Annotated in this window: 16 protein-coding genes; 10 read left to right on the top strand and 6 right to left on the bottom strand. The window is 66.6% G+C overall.

Going from position 1 to position 19,588, the window contains the following annotated elements; genetic code table 11:
• The first annotated feature begins 211 nt into the window (after window positions 1-211).
• The 5 genes from sdhC (at window position 212) to QF035_RS20800 (ending at window position 5,149) form a co-directional block, all read left to right on the top strand.
• Window positions 212-592 (top strand): succinate dehydrogenase, cytochrome b556 subunit, encoded by a 381-nt coding sequence (sdhC, locus tag QF035_RS20780; protein ID WP_079053671.1) that lies wholly within the window; start codon window positions 212-214, stop codon window positions 590-592.
• Between the two features lie 8 nt (window positions 593-600).
• A complete protein-coding gene (locus tag QF035_RS20785) occupies window positions 601-1,086 on the top strand; it encodes a succinate dehydrogenase hydrophobic membrane anchor subunit (RefSeq protein ID WP_055618602.1) in 486 nt (161 codons plus the stop codon).
• Between the two features lie 19 nt (window positions 1,087-1,105).
• On the top strand, window positions 1,106-2,863 hold the full coding sequence (gene sdhA, locus QF035_RS20790) for a succinate dehydrogenase flavoprotein subunit (protein ID WP_307521937.1): 1,758 nt from the start codon (window positions 1,106-1,108) through the stop codon (window positions 2,861-2,863).
• A complete protein-coding gene (locus tag QF035_RS20795) occupies window positions 2,863-3,642 on the top strand; it encodes a succinate dehydrogenase iron-sulfur subunit (RefSeq protein WP_269649000.1) in 780 nt (259 codons plus the stop codon). Before sdhA ends, QF035_RS20795 begins: the two co-directional genes overlap by 1 nt.
• 220 nt (window positions 3,643-3,862) lie before the next feature.
• Window positions 3,863-5,149, top strand: a complete 1,287-nt coding sequence (locus QF035_RS20800; RefSeq protein ID WP_307521939.1) for a M48 family metallopeptidase — start codon at window positions 3,863-3,865, stop codon at window positions 5,147-5,149.
• A gap of 189 nt (window positions 5,150-5,338) precedes the next feature.
• On the opposite strand, the gene QF035_RS20805 is transcribed toward QF035_RS20800, so the two are convergent.
• Window positions 5,339-5,839 carry an ATP-binding protein gene (locus tag QF035_RS20805; protein WP_307521940.1) on the bottom strand — a complete coding sequence of 167 codons (501 nt, stop codon included), beginning with the start codon at window positions 5,837-5,839 and terminating at the stop codon, window positions 5,339-5,341.
• 214 nt (window positions 5,840-6,053) lie between these two features.
• Between QF035_RS20805 and QF035_RS20810 the strand changes: the two genes are divergently transcribed.
• Both QF035_RS20810 and QF035_RS20815 read left to right on the top strand, forming a co-directional pair.
• The gene (locus QF035_RS20810) at window positions 6,054-6,905 is read left to right on the top strand and encodes a helix-turn-helix domain-containing protein (RefSeq protein ID WP_307521941.1); all 852 of its coding nucleotides are present in this window, start codon (window positions 6,054-6,056) and stop codon (window positions 6,903-6,905) included.
• A gap of 11 nt (window positions 6,906-6,916) precedes the next feature.
• Window positions 6,917-7,108, top strand: coding sequence for a DUF397 domain-containing protein (locus QF035_RS20815; RefSeq protein ID WP_307521942.1), 192 nt, complete (start codon window positions 6,917-6,919; stop codon window positions 7,106-7,108).
• A 283-nt stretch (window positions 7,109-7,391) separates the two neighbouring features.
• Here the strand turns inward: QF035_RS20815 and QF035_RS20820 are convergent, their stop codons facing one another.
• From QF035_RS20820 to QF035_RS20830, 3 genes are all read right to left on the bottom strand, one after another.
• Window positions 7,392-7,874: a hypothetical protein gene (locus tag QF035_RS20820; RefSeq protein WP_307521943.1), complete on the bottom strand. Its 483-nt coding sequence runs from the start codon at window positions 7,872-7,874 to the stop codon at window positions 7,392-7,394.
• A gap of 630 nt (window positions 7,875-8,504) precedes the next feature.
• Window positions 8,505-8,975 (bottom strand): NUDIX domain-containing protein, encoded by a 471-nt coding sequence (locus tag QF035_RS20825; RefSeq protein ID WP_073501604.1) that lies wholly within the window; start codon window positions 8,973-8,975, stop codon window positions 8,505-8,507.
• 2 nt (window positions 8,976-8,977) lie between these two features.
• On the bottom strand, window positions 8,978-9,697 hold the full coding sequence (locus QF035_RS20830) for an XRE family transcriptional regulator (protein ID WP_307531278.1): 720 nt from the start codon (window positions 9,695-9,697) through the stop codon (window positions 8,978-8,980).
• 282 nt (window positions 9,698-9,979) lie between these two features.
• On the opposite strand from QF035_RS20830, the gene QF035_RS20835 reads away from it, so the two are divergent.
• From QF035_RS20835 to QF035_RS55795, 3 genes are all read left to right on the top strand, one after another.
• Window positions 9,980-10,222, top strand: a complete 243-nt coding sequence (locus QF035_RS20835; RefSeq protein ID WP_307531280.1) for a hypothetical protein — start codon at window positions 9,980-9,982, stop codon at window positions 10,220-10,222.
• Window positions 10,210-10,455 (top strand): DUF7848 domain-containing protein, encoded by a 246-nt coding sequence (locus QF035_RS20840; protein WP_004000830.1) that lies wholly within the window; start codon window positions 10,210-10,212, stop codon window positions 10,453-10,455. The genes QF035_RS20835 and QF035_RS20840 overlap by 13 nt, the downstream gene beginning before the upstream one ends.
• A gap of 848 nt (window positions 10,456-11,303) precedes the next feature.
• Window positions 11,304-11,489 (top strand): hypothetical protein, encoded by a 186-nt coding sequence (locus QF035_RS55795; protein WP_373466690.1) that lies wholly within the window; start codon window positions 11,304-11,306, stop codon window positions 11,487-11,489.
• Window positions 11,490-11,601: 112 nt separating this feature from the next.
• Here QF035_RS55795 and QF035_RS20850 read toward each other — a convergent pair whose 3' ends face one another.
• Window positions 11,602-11,877, bottom strand: coding sequence for a hypothetical protein (locus QF035_RS20850; RefSeq protein WP_307521944.1), 276 nt, complete (start codon window positions 11,875-11,877; stop codon window positions 11,602-11,604).
• Window positions 11,877-19,106: a polymorphic toxin-type HINT domain-containing protein gene (locus QF035_RS20855; protein ID WP_307521946.1), complete on the bottom strand. Its 7,230-nt coding sequence runs from the start codon at window positions 19,104-19,106 to the stop codon at window positions 11,877-11,879. Before QF035_RS20855 ends, QF035_RS20850 begins: the two co-directional genes overlap by 1 nt.
• Window positions 19,107-19,588: the final 482 nt, after the last annotated feature.

Here is a 19,588-nt window from a genome sequence, read left to right on the forward strand (position 1 = left end):
AAACCCCACCCCCGTAGCCGCCCCCGCCCCACCTACGGAGTAGCCCGTCCGTGTCCCATATGACTGCCGGTTCGATCACATCGGTAGGCCCGCCGTAAACGTTCCGACAACACGTCGCTACGATGGCCAGGGCCGGTGGACCGTACCCGGCCGGGCCCGTCCGACACAGAAGCCGGCGCGGCCCCAATCCCCGCTCCCGGAGGGTTCTTCCGTGCCGGCTGGAACGCTGTACCGCGGCCGGGAAGGAATGTGGTCATGGGTGGCTCATCGAGTCACCGGCGTCCTCATCTTCTTCTTCCTGTTCGTACACGTGCTGGACACCGCTCTTGTCCGTGTCTCCCCCGAGGACTACGACAAGGTCGTAGCCACCTACAAGACGCCGATCGTCGCGCTGCTGGAGTACGGCCTCGTCGCCGCCATCCTCTTCCACGCGCTCAACGGCCTGCGTGTGATCGCCGTCGACTTCTGGTCGAAGGGCCCGCGCTACCAGAAGCAGATGCTCTGGACCGTGGTCGGCATCTGGGTCGTGCTGATGGTCGGGGCCCTGTACCCCGTACTCGGCCACGCCGCTCGTGAAGTCTTCGGGAGCTGACGCCAACAATGTCCACCACTGAGAAGACCGCCGCCTCCGGCATCGGCCCCGTCGAGGGCGCGTCCCTCTACGGCGTCGACAACCCGGCGCCCCTCATCGAGGCCCCGCGCAAGCGGACGAAGAAGACCCCGAAGTCCACCCGTGGCAACTTCGAGATGGCCGCATGGCTCTTCATGCGTCTGTCCGGCATCGTCCTCGTCGTCCTCGTCATCGGCCACCTGCTGATCCAGCTCGTCCTCGACGGCGGCGTCTCCAAGATCGGCTTCGCCTTCGTGGCGGGCCGCTGGGCGTCCCCGTTCTGGCAGACGTGGGACCTGCTGATGCTGTGGCTGGCGATGCTGCACGGCGCCAACGGCCTGCGCACGGTCATCAACGACTACGCGGAGCGCGCGAACACCCGGCTGTGGCTCAAGGGCCTGCTCTACACGGCCACGGTGTTCACCATCCTGCTGGGCACGCTGGTGATCTTCACCTTCGACCCGAACATCCGCTAGATCCGGGGCTACGAGAATCATGAAGATCCACAAGTACGACACAGTCATCGTCGGCGCGGGCGGCGCCGGCATGCGCGCCGCGATCGAAGCGACGAAGCGCAGCCGTACCGCCGTGCTCACGAAGCTCTACCCCACCCGCTCCCACACGGGCGCCGCGCAGGGCGGCATGGCCGCCGCGCTGGCCAACGTGGAGGAGGACAACTGGGAGTGGCACACCTTCGACACGGTCAAGGGCGGTGACTACCTGGTCGACCAGGACGCCGCCGAGATCCTGGCGAAGGAGGCCATCGACGCGGTCCTCGACCTGGAGAAGATGGGCCTGCCGTTCAACCGCACCCCGGACGGCACCATCGACCAGCGCCGCTTCGGCGGTCACAGCCGCAACCACGGCGAGGCCCCGGTCCGCCGGTCCTGCTACGCCGCGGACCGCACCGGCCACATGATCCTCCAGACGCTGTACCAGAACTGCGTGAAGGAGGGCGTGGAGTTCTTCAACGAGTTCTACGTCCTCGACCAGCTGATCGTCGAGATCGACGGGGTCAAGCACTCCGCCGGCGTCGTCGCGTACGAGCTGGCGACCGGTGAGATCCACGTCTTCCAGGCGAAGGCCGTGATCTACGCGTCCGGCGGCACCGGCAAGTTCTTCAAGGTGACGTCGAACGCGCACACGCTGACGGGTGACGGACAGGCGGCGGTCTACCGTCGCGGTCTGCCGCTGGAGGACATGGAGTTCTTCCAGTTCCACCCGACCGGCATCTGGCGCATGGGCATCCTGCTGACGGAGGGCGCCCGCGGTGAGGGCGGCATCCTCCGCAACAAGGACGGCGAGCGCTTCATGGAGAAGTACGCGCCGGTGATGAAGGACCTCGCGTCCCGTGACGTCGTGTCCCGCTCCATCTACACGGAGATCCGTGAGGGCCGCGGCTGCGGTCCCGAGGCCGACCACGTCTACCTCGACCTCACGCACCTCCCGCCGGAGCAGCTCGACGCCAAGCTGCCCGACATCACGGAGTTCGCCCGTACGTACCTGGGCATCGAGCCGTACACGGACCCGATCCCGATCCAGCCCACCGCGCACTACGCGATGGGCGGCATCCCGACGAACGTCGAGGGTGAGGTCCTGTCGGACAACACCACGGTCGTCCCGGGCCTGTACGCGGCCGGCGAGGTCGCCTGCGTGTCCGTCCACGGTGCGAACCGCCTGGGCACGAACTCCCTCCTGGACATCAACGTGTTCGGGCGCCGTTCGGGTATCGCCGCGGCGGAGTACTCCTCGAGGGTGGCCTCGCACGTCGAGCTGCCCGAGGACCCGGCCTCGCTGGTCGTCGAGCAGATCGAGCGGCTGCGTTCGTCGACGGGCAACGAGCGCGTGGCGGACATCCGCCGCGAGCTGCAGGAGTGCATGGACGCCAACGTCATGGTGTTCCGCACCGAGCAGACGATCAAGACGGCCGTGGAGAAGCTCGCGGAGCTGCGCGAGCGCTACAAGAACGTCTCGATCCAGGACAAGGGCAAGCGGTTCAACACCGACCTGCTGGAGGCCGTCGAGCTCGGCAACCTCCTGGACCTGGCCGAGGTCATGGCGGTCTCCGCCCTCGCCCGCAAGGAGTCCCGCGGCGGTCACTACCGCGAGGACTACCCGAACCGCGACGACGTCAACTTCATGCGCCACACCATGGCGTACCGCGAGGTCGGCGACGACGGCACCGAGTCCATCCGTCTCGACTACAAGCCGGTCGTCCAGACCCGCTACCAGCCGATGGAGCGTAAGTACTGATGGCTACCCCCACCCTGGACAAGGCGGACGCGGCCGGCACCCCCGAGCCCGGTTTCGCCGACTCCCCGTACATCACGGCCACCTTCCGCATCCGCCGCTTCAACTCCGAGGTCTCGGCGGAAGCGGTCTGGGAAGACTTCCAGCTGGAGATCGACCCGAAGGAACGTGTCCTCGACGCGCTGCACAAGATCAAGTGGGACCTGGACGGCACGCTCACGTTCCGCCGGTCCTGCGCGCACGGCATCTGCGGCTCGGACGCCATGCGGATCAACGGCAGGAACCGCCTTGCCTGCAAGACGCTGATCAAGGACCTCAACCCCGAGAAGCCCATCACGGTCGAGCCCATCAAGGGCCTGACGGTCCTGAAGGACCTGGTCGTGGACATGGAGCCGTTCTTCCAGGCGTACCGCGACGTCATGCCCTTCCTCATCACGAAGGACACGAACGAGCCGACCCGGGAACGCCTCCAGACGGCGGAGGACCGCGAGCGCTTCGACGACACGACGAAGTGCATCCTCTGCGCCGCCTGCACGTCCTCGTGCCCGGTCTTCTGGAACGACGGCCAGTACTTCGGCCCGGCCGCGATCGTGAACGCCCACCGCTTCATCTTCGACTCGCGTGACGAGGCGGGCGAGCAGCGCCTGGAGATCCTGAACGACAAGGACGGCGTCTGGCGCTGCCGCACCACGTTCAACTGCACGGACGCCTGCCCCCGAGGCATCGAGGTCACGAAGGCGATCCAGGAAGTGAAGAGGGCGCTGATCACGCGCCGCTTCTGACCTCCACGGTCGTACGTTGACGAAGGCCCTGCATTCCCGGACTTCTCAGGTTCCGGGGGCGGGGCCTTCGTCGTGGACAGGCGGCGGGCTGGGGCATGTTCGGCCAACGCGGTATCCGCCCGGCCGAGGGCTTTACGCCGGGAGGCCGGAATGATCAGCTGTGCCAGGTCAGAAACGGAGCGGCCTCTGGGGAGGGGCCGAGGGGAAGGGAGATCGCCCGGTGCGCACCATCGTCGGGGATACGACGCAACCGTGCCCGCAGTGCGGCGCCGGGATTCGCGCGGACGGCCGGTTCACCACATGGTGTGCCGACTGCGACTGGAACGTGGATCCCGAGCAGCCCGACCCCGACGAGGAGCCGGGGAGGCTGGAGAGACGGCGGCGAAGACTCGCCGGCCGTCATGGCGAAAGGCTGCTTGCCGAGGTGGCCGCCGGAGAGACGCTGCGACCGCGACGCGACGCCGCGGGCCTGGCGGCCTACCTGATCGCGCTCGCGGTGCACGGCGTCACCGCGGCGCTGACCATCGGCGCGGTGTGGTTCGTCGTGACGGGATGGGGCGGCGCGGGAGTCGTCCTCGGCTGTTTCCTCGGGGTGCTGGCGTGGACGTTGCGGCCGCGGTTTGCCGGACTGCCCGACGACGAACCCCTTCTGCGCCGGGCCAACGCGCCCACGCTCTTCGAGCTGATCGACGAAGTCGCCGCCGTCGTGGGCACCAGAGGGGTGGACACGGTGGCCGTCAACACCGAGATCAACGCGAGCGTGACGACGTACGGAGTGCGCGGCCGCCGGCTGCTGACGATCGGGCTCCCCCTCTGGGAGATCCTCACCCCGCAGGAGCGAATCGCCCTTCTCGGCCATGAACTCGGCCACTACAGCAACGGGGACACACGCCACGGACTGATCATCGGGAACGCGCTCCGCTCGCTCACCACCTGGCGCTACTTCATCGACCCGACTCCGAACCCGAATCTCGTGGAGGCGTTCGTCAACCTGGTGTTCCTCGTGCCGCGTTCCCTGATCCAGGGATTGCTGATGCTGCTCGACCGGCTGACCCTGCGTGCCACGCAGCGTGCCGAGTACCTCGCCGATTCGATGGCCGCCCGCGCCGGGTCCACCGAGGCGGCAGCGGCGATCATGAACCGCTTTCTCGTCGTCTCCTCAGCCACGACCATGCTGCAACGCGAGGCCAATGCCCAGCAGGTCGGCCGACGCGGCACGACGGACCGGAAGCCCTGGCAGGGACTGTGGGAGCGTCTCGGCGCCCATATGAAGTCGATCCCGGAGAGCGAGTACGAGCGTCAGCGACGTGTGGCAGCCCTCCGGGGGCACAGCGTCGACTCGACCCACCCGCCGACCCACCTGCGCCGTCAATGCCTCCTGGCAGGCCCGCCCCTGCCCGCCGCCGTGACGACGGACAGCGACAGGGAGTCCCGGATCGCCACCGAACTGGCCGAACCACGCAGGGAAGTGGCCAAGCGAGTCGTCAAGCACGGGCTCGGCGGCTAGGCGCTGCGCTGGAGGTTCGGTATGCCATCTGCGGGTGGATCGTGGCGGGTGGCTGGTGGCTGGTGGCGCAGTCCCCCGCACCCCGTTGGGGCGCTGCCCAACCGCACCGGACTTCGCAGGGGCCGCTTGGCACGGGGCACTTGGGTGCGCCCGATGGGACGGGCCCCACTGGATGGGCGGCGTTCCGACTCACGCGGGGTCCGCGTACGTGCCTAGCCCTTGTACGTCCGGGGTGCGCCACTCCGCCCAGACCTCCTTGCCTCCGGTCGTGCGCCGCCCGTTGACGAGGAGGTAGTGCCCCCACTCGTCGGCACACCCGCGCGTGAGCCAGAGCCCGCGGCCGTGCTCCTGCCCGGTATCGGGGGCCTGCTCCGGCCCCGGTCCCGGCCGTTCGGACGGCATATAGGGGCTGCTGTCCCACACACTGAACCTCAGACGGCCGCCCGTTCGCATGATCCGTACGGACACGGGATCCCGCGTACAGACAAGGGAGTTGGTGACCAGCTCGGAGGCGACGAGTTCGACGTTGTCGAGGACGGCGTCACGGACGCGGTGCCGGGTGAGCACGGCCCGCACGTGGGCACGCACGATGCCGGGGCCGAGCGGAGTCCGGGGGATACGGAGGACGTACTCCCAGTCGGCGTCGAGCGGGGAGCAGTCGGTGAGGTCTTTCAGGGCGAGTTCGGTCATGCCGTAACTCCTCGTTGAGGTACGGGGGTTGGATGGGGGGCGGGTGGCACGGTCGGTGGCTCTGCCGCCGGCCTGCGTGCGGGCATGGCGGTGCACTTCCGTGAAGTCCGTAACCACGGTGGGTAGTTGGTACGCCACTGAAGGTAGAGGATCGGGAGTAGGGTTACTACTCTTCACGTAGAACCATTACCCCTAAGGGTGAGAGGGCTGCGGCATGCCACCAAGATCAGCAGCGACCGTACGGCAGCAGCGCATCGGTGCTGAGCTGCGCAAACTAAGAGAACGGGCGGGGCTGACCGCACGCGAGGCCGGGGAGTTGCTGAGCGTCAACGCGGCACGCATCAGCTCCATCGAAGCCGGGCGTTTCGGTGTCAGCATCGACCGCGTTCGCATGTTCGCCCACAGTTACGGCTGTTCGAACGAGCCGTATATCGAGGCGCTCTCAGCCATGACTGCGAGTCGGGGGCGCAACTGGTGGGAGGAGTACCGCGAGTCCCTGCCCTCGGGGCTGCTCGACCTGTCCGAACTGGAGCACCACGCGACAACGATCCGCACGGCTCAGATCGCCCACATCCCCGGCCTGTTCCAGACGGTCGACTACGCACGCCTCGTCTTCAGGCAGTCCATCCCCAAACTGTCGCCGCCCGAGGTGGAGTACCGGGTCACGCATCGCATCAAGCGTCAGGGCATCCTCTTCGCGGACAGCCCGACCTCGTACACCGCGATCATTCACGAGGCCGCCCTGCGAATGAGGTTCGGCGGTCGGGATGTGACGCGTGAACAGTTGGAGCACATCGTCGAGATGAGCGATAGGGACCACGTCACCGTCCTGGTGATCCCCTACGAGGCCGGCATCTTCCCCGGCGCCGGACAGACCGTCCTGTACGCCGAAGGACCTGTCCCCCAGCTGGACACCGTGCAACTCGACGCCGAACATGGGTCCGTATTCCTGCACGCGGACTTTCAGCTGGAGAACTACCGCACGTTCATGTCCCACTTCGAAGCGGTCGCCCTCAAGGAAGCCGCGTCGCGCGACCTCATCCGCGAGATCATCAACGCCCTGTGAAAGGTCCAGAAGTGCCCACCCTCCACTGGCAGAAGTCGTCCTACAGCAGCGAGGGAAACAACTGCGTCGAACTCGCCACCGCCCTCGACGGAACGATCCATCTCCGCGAATCGGACGACCCGACGACCACCCTCACGCTTCGCCCCTCGGGCCTCCACTCACTGCTGGCCGCGGCACGCACGCAGATAGCCAATCGCTCTTGACGTCCCCGTCCCTCTCGTCATACGTAGGGTGCCTGGATACGTGATGGGGAGCAGTCAGGTGAGTGCCGATAGGACGGCCATGCCCAGGCCGAAACCCACCAATCCAGAGATGCCCACGTCCGAATTCGCCTCCAGCACCAGGCGATCAACGCCCTGAACACCGCCCTGAGCCCGATGCCCTACAGTCACAGCGATCAACCCCTGTCCTGCAGACGTTCGCTGACGTTGCCGTCAAAGTGCTCGCAGGTTCTCCACATAATGCGTTAGAGCCAAGACAATTTCTCTATGTTGCCGGACGCTGACTCGATTGCCGCCACTCCAAAACAGACCTTAAATTAGGCCCCTCAACGGTTTTCGCGCCGCAGGCGTAAGCCAGCCAGCGGAACTCTTCGCACGGGAATACTGGCTCCCCAGACGAATCGACCCACAGCAGCACCGCACTCTGGGAAATTCGAGTCGCATCCCACCATGCCCAACCCCTCAACTGTGGATCGAAACAGAAGAGCCAGTCCTGAAGGTCCCATGGCTCTTCACCTCGACGCGAAACATACTGCTGGGCTCCCCAGGAGGCCGCGGCGTCGCCGCCGACGACCACGGAGCCGCGAGTCACTTCTGCGAACCAGGCAGGAATCAGGGTCTCCGGAATTCTTTCCTCATCAAATTCCGCTTGGTTCACTGTGCGAATTGCAGCAGACAAAACAGAGCGGAGCCTAGCCACATAGCTAATCGCGTCCATGCTGGCGTCAATCAGGAACGTAGCAAGCACCGGCGGGTCTTCCCCTCCACCTGCGGGAGAGGAATCGACTCGCTCAAGTTCACCGGCAAACCTTCGTGAACTCACCGGACCACCCGACCAGAACCGGGAATGATTGCCGCCCTAAACTCATCGAACATACTCGATGGGATTCCGTACAGTCCAGGTTTAGATCGGTCCGCAATTTCGGGATTTGAGGCTCGGAGATGCCGCCATTCTCGCGCACTGCCCGAAAAGTCAGGCGGCTGTCGCTGCGGAAGAGCCGACTCCCGCACACGGCTCACGAATGCGTCATCCATATCGAACGCCAAAACTTGTCCGCCTGGACCACGGAACTGCAGCGAATGCGAAGCATTGCCACTCATATTCAAGTACAAACGACCTTCTCCACTCAGCGAGACGTTGCCGTCCGCATCGATCGCGAGACGCTGGCTATCAGGATGGGAAGTCTGTGTCCGATAAACTGTGCAGTTGGAATTATGGACAAGGACCGGCGTCTCTCCCGCCAGCACATAGTACGTGTGCTACGCGAAGCCTTCGACCTGCTTTTTCGCAGGTCAAGTGCGGTTTGCTGGTCCGGTGAGGTGCGTGGGTGTCCGTGGTTGTGCGGGGTTGTTGCCGTCGCTACTGCCGTCAGATGGTTCAGCCCAGGTACGGTTTCTCTCGCTGTTCCAGGAAGTGCTGGAGCCTGAGTCGTTGGGTGTGGTGCATCGGCAGCTGTTCGATCTCTTCCGGCGGTACAAACCGGAGTTCGGTGGACTCGTCGGAGATCTCCAGTTGGCCGCCGGTGATGCGGGCGGTGAAGCAGACGTTGAACTGGCGGCGGACCTCGCCGTCGGTGTAGGCGATGATGTGTTTCGGGTCGGTGTAGGTGCCGACCAGGCCCGTGATCTCTACGTCGAGGCCGGTCTCTTCCTTGACCTCGCGGACGGCCGTGCCTGGCAGGGAGTCGGTGAGGTCCATGCCGCCTCCGGGCAGAGCCCACAGGTCGTTGTCGCGGCGGCGCTGGAGGAGGATGCGCCCGTGGTCGTCGGTGACGACGGCGGATGCGGCGACGACCATGCTGTTCGGCTTGGGCGCGTTCGGGTCGTCGTAGTACTCGGTGCGGGCCACGGTCAGCCTTCCTCTCGTACGGGGGTTGCCGTCGCCCACACGGCGTTGAAGCTCTCGGCGTAGGTGTCGAACATGCCGCTCTCCTGGTGTCGGCGAAGATGCCATACGGGGGCGGCGTAGGCGTTGACGCCCCAGACGTGTGCGTTGACGAGTTGCTGGTCGTCGGCGCGGTAGAGGGAGTTGTAGAGCGTGGTTTCGTGGGTGCGGACTTCGATGCCTGGGGTGGCGGCGAGGGGTCTGTAGTGCATGAGCGCGAGGCGGCAGCGGGATTCGATGCCGTGGCCGAACCGCTCCTCCTTGCCGCGGGCTTGGACGTTGTCGCTGTCGGGGTCCCCGATCGCGATGCGGACGGTGCAGCCTTCGGCGGCGCGTTCGGTGAGGAGTTCGTTCAGCCGCGGGTACGCCTCGTGGAGGAAGACTGCCGCGTAGACGAGGATGTCGATCCGTTCCCGGGCCTGGGCCATCAGGTCGGTGAACGCCGAGACGGGGAGATCGGCTCGCTGCTCGTAGAGCGCCACCAGTTCGGGGCTGATCGCGCGGGCGGGGCGGGCCTGGCGGAGCGCCGGCCAGAGTGCGTGCACGTCTTCTCCCAGGGCCTTGGCCGCCTGGAGGGCGGTGGCACGACGTGGGATACGCCCGAGGTTCACCCAGCGCTCGACCGACTTGGGGTCGACCTCGACCTGCTGAGCGAGTGCGGCGTACGTCCAGCCTCCCGCCGCCATGACGGCTCGTAGTCTCTCGTTCGGCACGAGTCTCCCCCTTCGTCTCAGGACGACACCAGGGACGTTCTACACGGTGCAAGACGTCCCGAAGTGGGGTTTGGTGGAGGTTCCTTCGTCCCGGTGACCGGCGTGAGGATCGGTGCCGACCCTGCGGCACCAACAGGCCCAGGGGCACGCATCAACGCCGCCAAGGAGCGTCACCGTGCGAATGAGCGCCACCCCATGTCTTCCCGCCCTGCGACTGGACGGCCGGTCACGCGCCGCCTCGCCGGGGCGGTCACGATGACGGCCCCCACCCCAGATGCCGACGGGCACACCGTCTCGCCCGATGCCGGCGCCCTGGTGGTCGACCGGCGGAGCGGCAAGGTGGGCGTGGTGATGGGGCATGTGGGGACGTACGTGCAGCTTCGGCCACCGAGCGGCGGCCGGGAGTGGGACGTGCCGCCCGAGGACGTACGTACGCCGACTCCGACGGAGGAGTTGAGCGCGAAAGTGGCCACGGCCAACCGGAGGTGGGGACGGTGACCCCTCGCTCAGTCCTGCGCTACGAGACCTGGACCCTCCAGCCCGACCGCGAGCCGGACGCGGAGCCGGTCCTGTACGCGATGCAGTGCGCCGTGGACGGAGAGACCTCACCGACAAGCGAGGACTTCGCCGAACCGCAGGACTGGGTATTGCGGCACTGCGGCCAGAACCCGTCCCACCACACCTACCGGGAGATCATCACCCGCCCCTGGCGGACCTGGCGCCAGACGTGACCCGCCCCGCTCGCCCAGGCACCGCACCGCGCTGACCCACCCGACTCCCGTCCTTGCCGGGCGCAGCCGATCGAGGCTCCCCCGCACTCGTCAGCCCCGGCAGGGACGGGCCCTCACGTGCCGTACCCATGACTGTGGGGGTTCTGGCCTCTGCCACAGAAAGTCAGCCACGACGGCGGGCGCGCCGACCGGCCACCCGCCACGTGTGTCTCGCTCAACCCCGCACCGGCATCAGCCCAGTTATCTCCATCGTCACGCCCCCATCCAGGCAGCAAGCATGGGCGTCCGGGACGGCGCGAGCCCCCCGGGCGGCCTCTCAGGTGCCCGGCCAGTCTGCTGCTGAGCGGTCGGACCGGGGCTTCCGATTGGTGATCCGGCTTACGCTCCCGGGCTCTGCGCGCCGAGTGGTCGGCGGCCGTCGCCAGCGGGGCGGCAGACAGGAGCGGGCGGCGGTCACCGACCGCCGGCGCGCGGCGGCCCGCGTCAGCGGGACGCCCTTGACCTGGCTGGCGGAACCGCCAGCATCCGCCGCACTCTCCAGCGCACCAACTCCGACGGTCTGACCGCCCTCCCGACCAAGACCCAGAGCTCCGAACGACGCATCGCCCTGCCTACGCCGTGCCTGCGTTCCCTCGAACAGCACCGCACCCAGCAGCGCCTGGAGCGAAAGGCGGCGGGCGAAGGTTGGCAGGACAGCGGCTACGTCTTCACTCGGCCCAGCGGTGCCCCGATTGAAGGGGCCACCCTCACCCGGCACTTCACCGCTCTGCTTCACAGGGCGAAGCTCCGCCGCATCCGGTTCCACGACCTCCGGTCACTCGGCGGCGACCCTCCTCCTGGAGCAGTGAGTGGAACTCGTAGTGATCAAGGAAATCCTCGGCACGCCCACATCGGCGTCACCGCCACCGTCTACGCCCACGTCCGGCTCCGCCTCCAGCGCGATGCCATCGATCTTCCTGGTAACGCCCGCCGAGATCACCGGCGAGCCCGACGACGACGCCGAACCACCCCTTTGCGAAGTCTCCGTCCGCTGACGTTGCTGTCAACTACTGCCGTCAAGGCGGGCCTGCGCCTCGAAGAGACTCATTTCGAGTCTCGTGCAAGCCCGCCTTTTCGAGCACCTAAGGCCCTCGATTCGAACACGTGTCAGCGCAGAAGTGAACGCATTCGATGCGCAATTTCTGCCGCTCCCGTTTGCACTTGAGCATCACTAATCGCCCCCGGGATTGGATCACCCTCACCCGCATAGTGATCATGCGCCAGATAAAACAGGTCAGTGGCCAACTGATAATGGTCGGGCGACGGATATGATCCCGAATAGTTCTTGTACAGGGGAAGGCACACTGTCGAAAAATCAGCTGCCGACAGCCTCCCCTCTGCCACCGCAGAGGCAAGCACCAGGAACGGCTCTAGCTTGGCCATTACAGCTTCCCATGCATCGTCAGGTACCAGAACTGGTCTGATCCTGGATCGGACTTCCAGGCGCCTAGCATCTTTCCGCTATCGAGATCAACAGAGACGTGGCGCCCTGAATTAGGATCCACAAAATGCCGAGCCGGGGTTCCCCGATAGGTTCCCGCGATCTGAACGTTCCCAGGGTTCTTCACAAAGTCCCCTATCGCATCAACGAACGCTTGCTTGGTCGCCTTGCTTTCTTTCCCCATGATTCCGAAGTCCTCAGCGTGCTTGAAGTGGTGGGGAATGCTGTTCGAATCAACCCACGCAGATCCACAGCCGGGACCACTGTTATGCACGAGAACTGGAGTGTCTCCGGCGAGCACATAGTACGTATGCAGGTCGTCAACCGTGAGGTTGTACGTCCGGGTGTGCTTGGTGAAGGAGCGGCTGCCGGTGACGATGACAGTGTCACCGGCATCGGTGAGCAGGGTCATACCCGGCGCGAGATCGCCTGCCTCGACCCAACTGTGCTCGGACGGCGACCAGAAGGGGTGCTCATGGGTGGCCGTGAGCTTTTCGATGCCGTCCTGTGTGGCGATGGACAGCTCGCTGAAGTGCTTGTCGTCCTCGGTGATGATCAGACGGGTGACTCGTCTGGGGCCGGACTCGCCGGTTCGCGGGTCGGTGGCCTGGACCTTGTCGCCGAGTTCGACATCCTCGATGTCCTTCGTGCTGCCATCCGACATGAGCACGTCGGTGCCGGCCAGGAAGCACTTGCACGGGGCCTTCAGACCGCGCCCTCCGGAGCCCCCTCCCAGACTTCCTGGCCCCTCTCCGACCGTCGACTTGGACAAGAAGCCCATGGAAGGTCCGATGAAAGCCACCTTGCCCAGGCAGCCGCTCTTCCGTCCCAGGCTCATGCACGCGAGAAGCTTGAGGTGCATGAGTTGCTGCCGGTCTGCTTCAGCTTCCTCCTGGTCCTGCGCATCAAGCAGACAGCCGGAAGTCTCCTGGCAGTGATTGTCGATCTGCCGGTTGAGGAGGCGCGCGAATTCGTTGGCGTATTTCCACTGCTTGTCCACGAATACGCCGGGGTAGATCTCCGCGTGTTTCTTACTGGACACCGTTGCGGCCGGATAGGCGGTGCCCCGGGCCAGCGCTGCCTGGTGGTTCTGTGAGTTCTTCCTCTTCCCCGGCGTATGGCCCGGCGTGGTGTTCTCGGCGTTGGCATCCGGACGGGTCGGGCAGTCGATGAACGGGCACAGACCAGTGGGATCGCTCTTGCTGACGGGGCTGTTGCCGCTGTAGGCGTAGCCATTCATCTGCAACGGGTCCGCGATGTTGATGATCGGGTCGGCCGAGAGGAAGCGGCCCGAGTTCTGGTCGTACTCGCGAGCGCCGATGTGGGTCAGCCCGGTGGCCGCGTCGTCGATGCCGACGCCCAGGTAGCTGCGCTTGTTGGGCCAGGTCGACGGCTTGGGCCCGCGGACTTCGCCGTAGGGCTTGAAGGCTCGGCGGGTGACCGGCTGGCCGCTCGACAGTTCCACTGTTGTGTTCGCCGTGCCCACGTGATCCGCGAGCAGCACGCTGAGTTTGTGGCCCGTGGTGGCGCCGTTGCTCGTGGTGCGGACCACCGTGGGTGCCCCGGCCTGGCCGTAGGCACGTGAGGCGCGGGTGATCGTCCCGGTGGCGTCCGTCGTCAGCTCGGTCTCGCCCAGGTAGAGCGTCGAGCCCGACGGTGAGTTCTCCAGGACGCGATTGCCGGTGGCGTCGTAGACGTATGTCGTCTTCTTGCCGTCGTCCGTGATCGCGTCGAGCTTGTTCTCGGACGTCCAGGTCAGGTTCTGCGTGGTGTTCGACAGGTCGCGGACTTCGGTGTTTCCCACAGCGTCGTACGAGTAGCTGCTGCCCTTGCCCGACGGGGTGGAGCTGATCCACTTCATGGTGTGCGGCTGCGGGGTGCCGTAGCCGTACGTGTAGCCGACGTTCTTCGTCGCGTCGGCCGGGTCGTGCTCTGTCATGTTGGCCCGGTTGCCGAGCCAGTCGAAGGTGAACGACTGGCGGTAGGCCGTGGCGCCGGTGGCGACCGTGCTCGTGTCCGGAGCGGTCGCGGCGAGGGTCGACGTCAGCGAGGCGTCCGGGCTCGACACGTCGGTCGCCGCGTCAGGAGCGTCCGCCACCGGGCCGGACGAGGCGGCATAGTCGGTTCGATAGCCCCAGGTCGCCCCGCCCGACGACTTGCAGCCGATGCCCGTCCCGTCCGGCGCGACACTCGACGTCCAGGCGTTCACCAGCTCGCCCATCACGTCGTACGTGAAGCACTGGTTGTCCCACATCGTGCCCGAAGCCTCGGACAGCTTGCGGGCGTTGGACGTGATGGTGCCGGAGACGTCGTAGGAGTAGTAGCTGTCCGTGATGCGGTGCGGGCCTGAGGTCTCCCGGTCCGCGACGGTGCGCTGGAGGCGACCCGTGTGCGGGTCGACGAAGTTCGTCGACCACACCCGGTTGGGCTGGGATCCGGAGACCGTCCGCAGGACTTCGCCGTAGGGCGAATAGGTCGCGTCGGACGTGTACCAGGCCTGACCCGACGTCGACTCAGCGAGACCGTCAGCGTTGTAGCGGGTGACGACCTTCTCCTTCGCCAGCCCGCCCGCGGCCGGCACCGTGATCGACAGAGGCTTGCCGGTCGGGGTGTAGGTGTACGCGTAGGCGTACGTGCCCGCCAGACCGGTGGTCGTTGTGTTGGCCGGAATCAGCGTCTCGCTGCCGGTGGGCCGGTAGTCGGTGTCGTAGCCGGTGACCCGGTTGACGTAGTCGCCGCTCGCCGTGTGCCGGGTCGAGGCGACGGGCTGGCCGAGCGCACCGGGCAGTGTGTCGTAGGTGAACGACTTGGCGGGTGTGGCGGTCGCGGAGCCCTCGCGGATGTACTTGATCCGGCCGAGCTCGTCGTACTCCGTGTGCGTCGTCCGGGACTTCGCGTCCGTCACCTTGGTCGGCCGGTCGGCGTCGTCGTATCCGGTGTCTGTTCTGCCGACGTCCGGGTCGGTGGTGGACGTCAGTCGGCCACGGGCGTCGTACGCGTACGTCCAGGCGTTGCCCGCCGCGTCCGTAACCTTGGTGCGCTGACCCCGCGCGTCGTACTCGTAGGCGGTTACGCGCCCGTCATCCGAGCCCGAGTCGTCGTTGCTGTAGTGGCGGATCGAGGTGACCCGGCCGAGGGCGTCGGTGTGGGTCCGGGTCCGCGGGACGGTCGAGCCGGCCGGGTTCACGTACGTGCTGGTGTCGCTGTAGGTCGTGTACGTCGCGTGCTCGTAGTCGCCGTCGTAGTACGTCGACTGGCGGATCTGCCGCTCCAGGCCGTCGTAGCGCAGCTTGACCCAGCTAGGGATCAGCGACTTCGACCTGGGGGCGAAGAGTTCGGCGGCCGGCTCGCCCTTCGCGAGGTAGGCGCTCGTCTGCTCGTCGGGCAGGCCGTGGTCGTTGTAGGTGACGTCGGTGATGATCCGGCCCGGGCCATGAGCCTCGGACTGGGACTGGACCTGGCGCATCAGGCCGTCGTAGAGCGTCACCTGGCGGCTGTAGGAGCCGTCATCCTTCAACGTTCTGGCTGTGACGGCGGCCGGTCGGGTCTGCTCGGACGTGGCGATCGCCGCTTGGTAGTCGATCTCGATGTCCGGCGTCCTGCCGCCGGACGAGCGCGACGGTGACCAGCCCTTCACCAGACGTCCGAGAGCGTCGTACTCGCTGCGCGTCACTCGGCCGTTGGCGTCGGTGACCGTCAGCGCAAGGCTTCGGCCCGGATCGAAGGCCGTGGTGGCGGCATGCCCCTTCGCGTTGATCGTCTTGACTGACGTGACCGGCCCGCCTGCGTCCCCAGGGGTGTACTGCGTCTCGGTCGTACCGGTGCCCGGCTGGGTGACGGTGCGGAGGCGGCCCAGCGGATCGTAGGTGGTCTTCGTGGTGACCGAGTACGAAGTTCCAGCACCGTCGATCCCGGCGGAGGAGGTGACGAGCCCCTTCGTGGGAACTTCGCCGTAGGCCAGGTTGTCGTAGCTTTTCCGCGACGCCGACACAAGCTTGGTGGCCGGGTCGGCCGTGTCGTACCCAGCACACGAGGTCCCCGTGCTCCGCTCCTCCTTGGGAAGCCCGATCAGCCACGCCGACGTGTTGTGCACGTGCGACGTCTTGGTGCAGCTCTGGTCGGACAGGACCTCACTGCTGCCGCTCGGCTTGACCACAGCCGTCTCGACCTGGATCGGCAGCCCGTACGTGTCGTCGACCGTCGTCAGCGTCCGGACGGCGCGCCAGCTCGTGTCGGCCGTCTGGATCTCGTCCGTGCGCTTGGTGCCGCTGCGGTGGGCGAGCAGCGGGTCCATGTCCGTGCCGTTCTCGGCTTCCCTCGAACGGGACGCGGTCTGTTTCGACCAGGGGTAGTTCAGCGTCCGCTTCTGGACCCGCTTGTCCGAGTTCAGGTAGGTGATGCTCTCCGCCGCCATACCCGCGTACTGCGGAGCGTCGTCCGCGAGGAGCGTGTACGCGCCCGTTGAGTCCTTGATCTCGCCGCCCGCGCCTTGGAAGTAGCGCGTCTCTGAGTACGACTGGGCTTGCGGATCCCCCTGCTGGGAGCTGGACTTGCTGCCCTTGGTGACCGCCACCTTGCGGTAGCCGCGCCAGTCGCTGTACGTGCGCAGGGACGGGCGGGTGAACTCGTCGTCGGACTTCGCCCAAGCGGGGTCCGTGTAGTCGTACATCGTGTGGACGGGCTTGCCGTGCGACGTAACCTTGTCCGTCTCGGTCACCGAGTCGACGACGTACTTGTTGAACCACGCCTTCGCGGGCGTCTTCTCGTCGCCGTCCGGGGACCAGCGGATGGGATAGCAGGTGCCGTTGTTCTTGCCCTTGTCCTCGGACGGTTCGCTCGCGCAGCCGCCCTTGTACTCGACCTCGATGTCACCGCCGTACTCGGTGGCGACCGTGCCGATACGGGGTCGGGTGAAGCCGGGGCGCTGGTCGTTCACGCCACTGGAGACCAGGTTGGGGAGCTGACGGTCCTTGAGGCGCAGGCTCAGGGGCGAGGTCGCGCCGACCGAGTACTCAGCGAAGCTGACGCCGTCCTTGTGCTGGAGGATGCCGGTGGTGTCGCCGGGCGCGAAGCCGCGGCGGGTGATCGAGTTCAGCCAGAGGCCAGGCGATGTGTCGTACCAGTCTTCGGGGAAGGACTGGTGAAGGGTGTACGTGTCCACCTTGCCGAGGCCGGTCTGACCGGCGCGGGCCGCCTTCGTCGTCACTGTATCCAGGCGCAGCTGCGTCCAGAAGGACGGGAAGGCCGGGCACAGTTTGGACGTCGACTTGCAGTTGAGGTTGCCGGGGGTGTCCCACCAGGGGCGGTACGCGCCCGGGTCGTCGGTCTTGGCGAAGTTCGCCGCGTCACAGTCCGTATCCGACTTCAGGCAGCGCTGCTTGACGCCGAACTCGACGGTGGCGGACGGCTTGGTCAGGTCGGAGCGCATGCCGTACTCGATGGTCGTCGGGTAGGCGTAACGGTCGTACTGCTCGGGGGACTTGAACTTCTTCTTGACGGCGTAGTGGTTCGTCTCCTGCTTCCAGTTGACGACCAGCGCGTTGCCGTGCACGTCGACGACCTTGTCCAGGCCCCAGCACCAGGCCTGCTTCTTGCCCGCGCCGCAGCGGGAGTCCGCGAAGGCGGTGGCGTGGCAGGGCTCGCCGGGGTGGTTGCCGAAGACAGGGACGGTGGAGACGGAGTTGGTGTCGGCGTGGCCGCCGCCGACGTTGTTCAGACCGTAGAAGTACTGGGTGCCGTCGGTGGTGGTGACAACCCAGTGCTCGCCGTCGTTGTCACCGTTGCTGCCACCGGTCTTCAGCTGGACACGAGTGCCGTCATCCTGCTGCGGGCGATACGTGTCGGTGTCGCCGACCCGCACCAGCTCGGTGGTCTTGCCTGCCAGGGACATCACCGCGTTGTCCGACACCCAACACAGATCTGATGTCTTGTCCTTCTTGGCTGCGTTGTTGGGTGCTCCGGAGTTCAGCGTCTTGCGGTCGTCCTGGCAGGCACGGTAGCGGCGCTCGATATGGCCGGGGTCGTATCCCCAGCCCTCGCCGATCCAGGAGGCTTGGGGCGAGGAGACCGCCGTACGGCCGTCCACCGTCTGCGAGTTGTAGCTGAACGAGATGCTGGGCGCCGGTCCCGCAGGCGCGGCCGGAACGGTCAGCGGATACGACCAGTTGAAGGCGCCCGAGGATCCGCCCGCCTGCCACTTGCCGTCCGAGGCGAGCGGGGTGGCCTTGAACGAACCTCCGCCGCCGCCACCGGAGTCAACCGCGCCGATGACCGCGGTGTCACCGGCGGCCGCGGCCGGGGTCGCCGAACTGCGGTACGCGGCCTGGGCTATGGACGGCCCTTCCATACCCGTCGCCGCGGCGGACGCAGGAGTCACCGTCCCGTCCGCCGCCGTGTCGACCGTGGCCGTGATCGACTGGGTCTTCGTGTCGTTGGCCGTCTCCAGTTCCTCGTAGGCCTGGCACGCCTCGTCGTCCGGCGTCGTCAGGTAGCACTCAGGAAACTGGACGAAGCGCAGGCGGGAGGCCCAGTCGGCACCGTAGAGGTACTTGAACTCGGCGTAGTCGAGCTGGACGGAGATCGGAACGGAGCCGGTCGCCGGAGCCTGGACGGTCACGACGGCACCGTCGACGCCCTGGGACACGGGCGCGGTGCGAGCGGCCACCGAGACCTGCCAGGTGCCCGTGGGCGCGGCCTGGTCGGGGGCCTGTCCGAGGCTGACGGGCAGGTCGTCGACCGGGGTCAGGTCGACCTGCTGGGCAGCCGTGCCCAGGCTGGAGGCCGTCGCGGCCGTGCCCTTGCGTGCCGCAGTCCGGCCAGTGCGGGTCGACGCCTGGGCCGCGCTCGCCGTCGAGCCAAAGCTGACCGTCCCTGTGTCGGCGGGTGGTGCCGTCGCAGTGCCGGCCGGGGCCTGTTCCAGGTCCTCGGGGACGTCGACCTTCAGGGTCTCCAGGTCCCGCTCGAAGGCCTCACCCGAAATGGGCTTGTCCTGGCCGAGCGCCTCCAACTCCAGCGTCTCGCGGCCTTTTTCGGCCGCGGCCGGATCGGGCGGCAGCGCCAGGGACTGAGCGGGCAGGAGGCCCACCAGCAGGGCTGCCCCGAGGGCGGGTATGACAGCCGTGCGCAGGCGACGCCCACGGCGGCGCCGGGCAGGCGAGAAGCGACCGAACACGACGAAGTCCCCCGGACCACTTGAAGCGGGACCAGGTTCGGACCACGCGTGATGGCGTATCAGATGCGCAGATTCTGTGGCGCCTCTGTGAAGTTCCGCTAGATCGTCTGTGCGGATGTGATCACCGTCACGGTACGTAGCATGCCGTAGCGGTTAGTAGCGCACAGACCTCGCCCCGCCTGATATAGCGAGCGCTTCCGGATCTTCGCGATCTAACGCGTAATTCGTCAATCGCCCTGCCAAATAGCCTTGGCAATGGGGGCATTGAGAGATATCTCGTGGCGGTTTGGCATCAAGACCACTGCGCGGCCGGGCAGTTATGGACCTGCGCGCCCAACCGTGGATACGGCTCAGACGGTTGATCGACTCAATCCCCTCCCCCGTATGCGAAGGGTGACGACAGCCCGCTCATAGGTCATCATCGGCGGGCCCGGCAGCGCCCTGTCACGTGCCGGTTCCAAGGGGAGAAGGGGAACTCGCCG

This window comes from Streptomyces umbrinus (assembly GCF_030817415.1).
GTDB classification, from domain to species: Bacteria; Actinomycetota; Actinomycetes; order Streptomycetales; family Streptomycetaceae; genus Streptomyces; species Streptomyces umbrinus_A.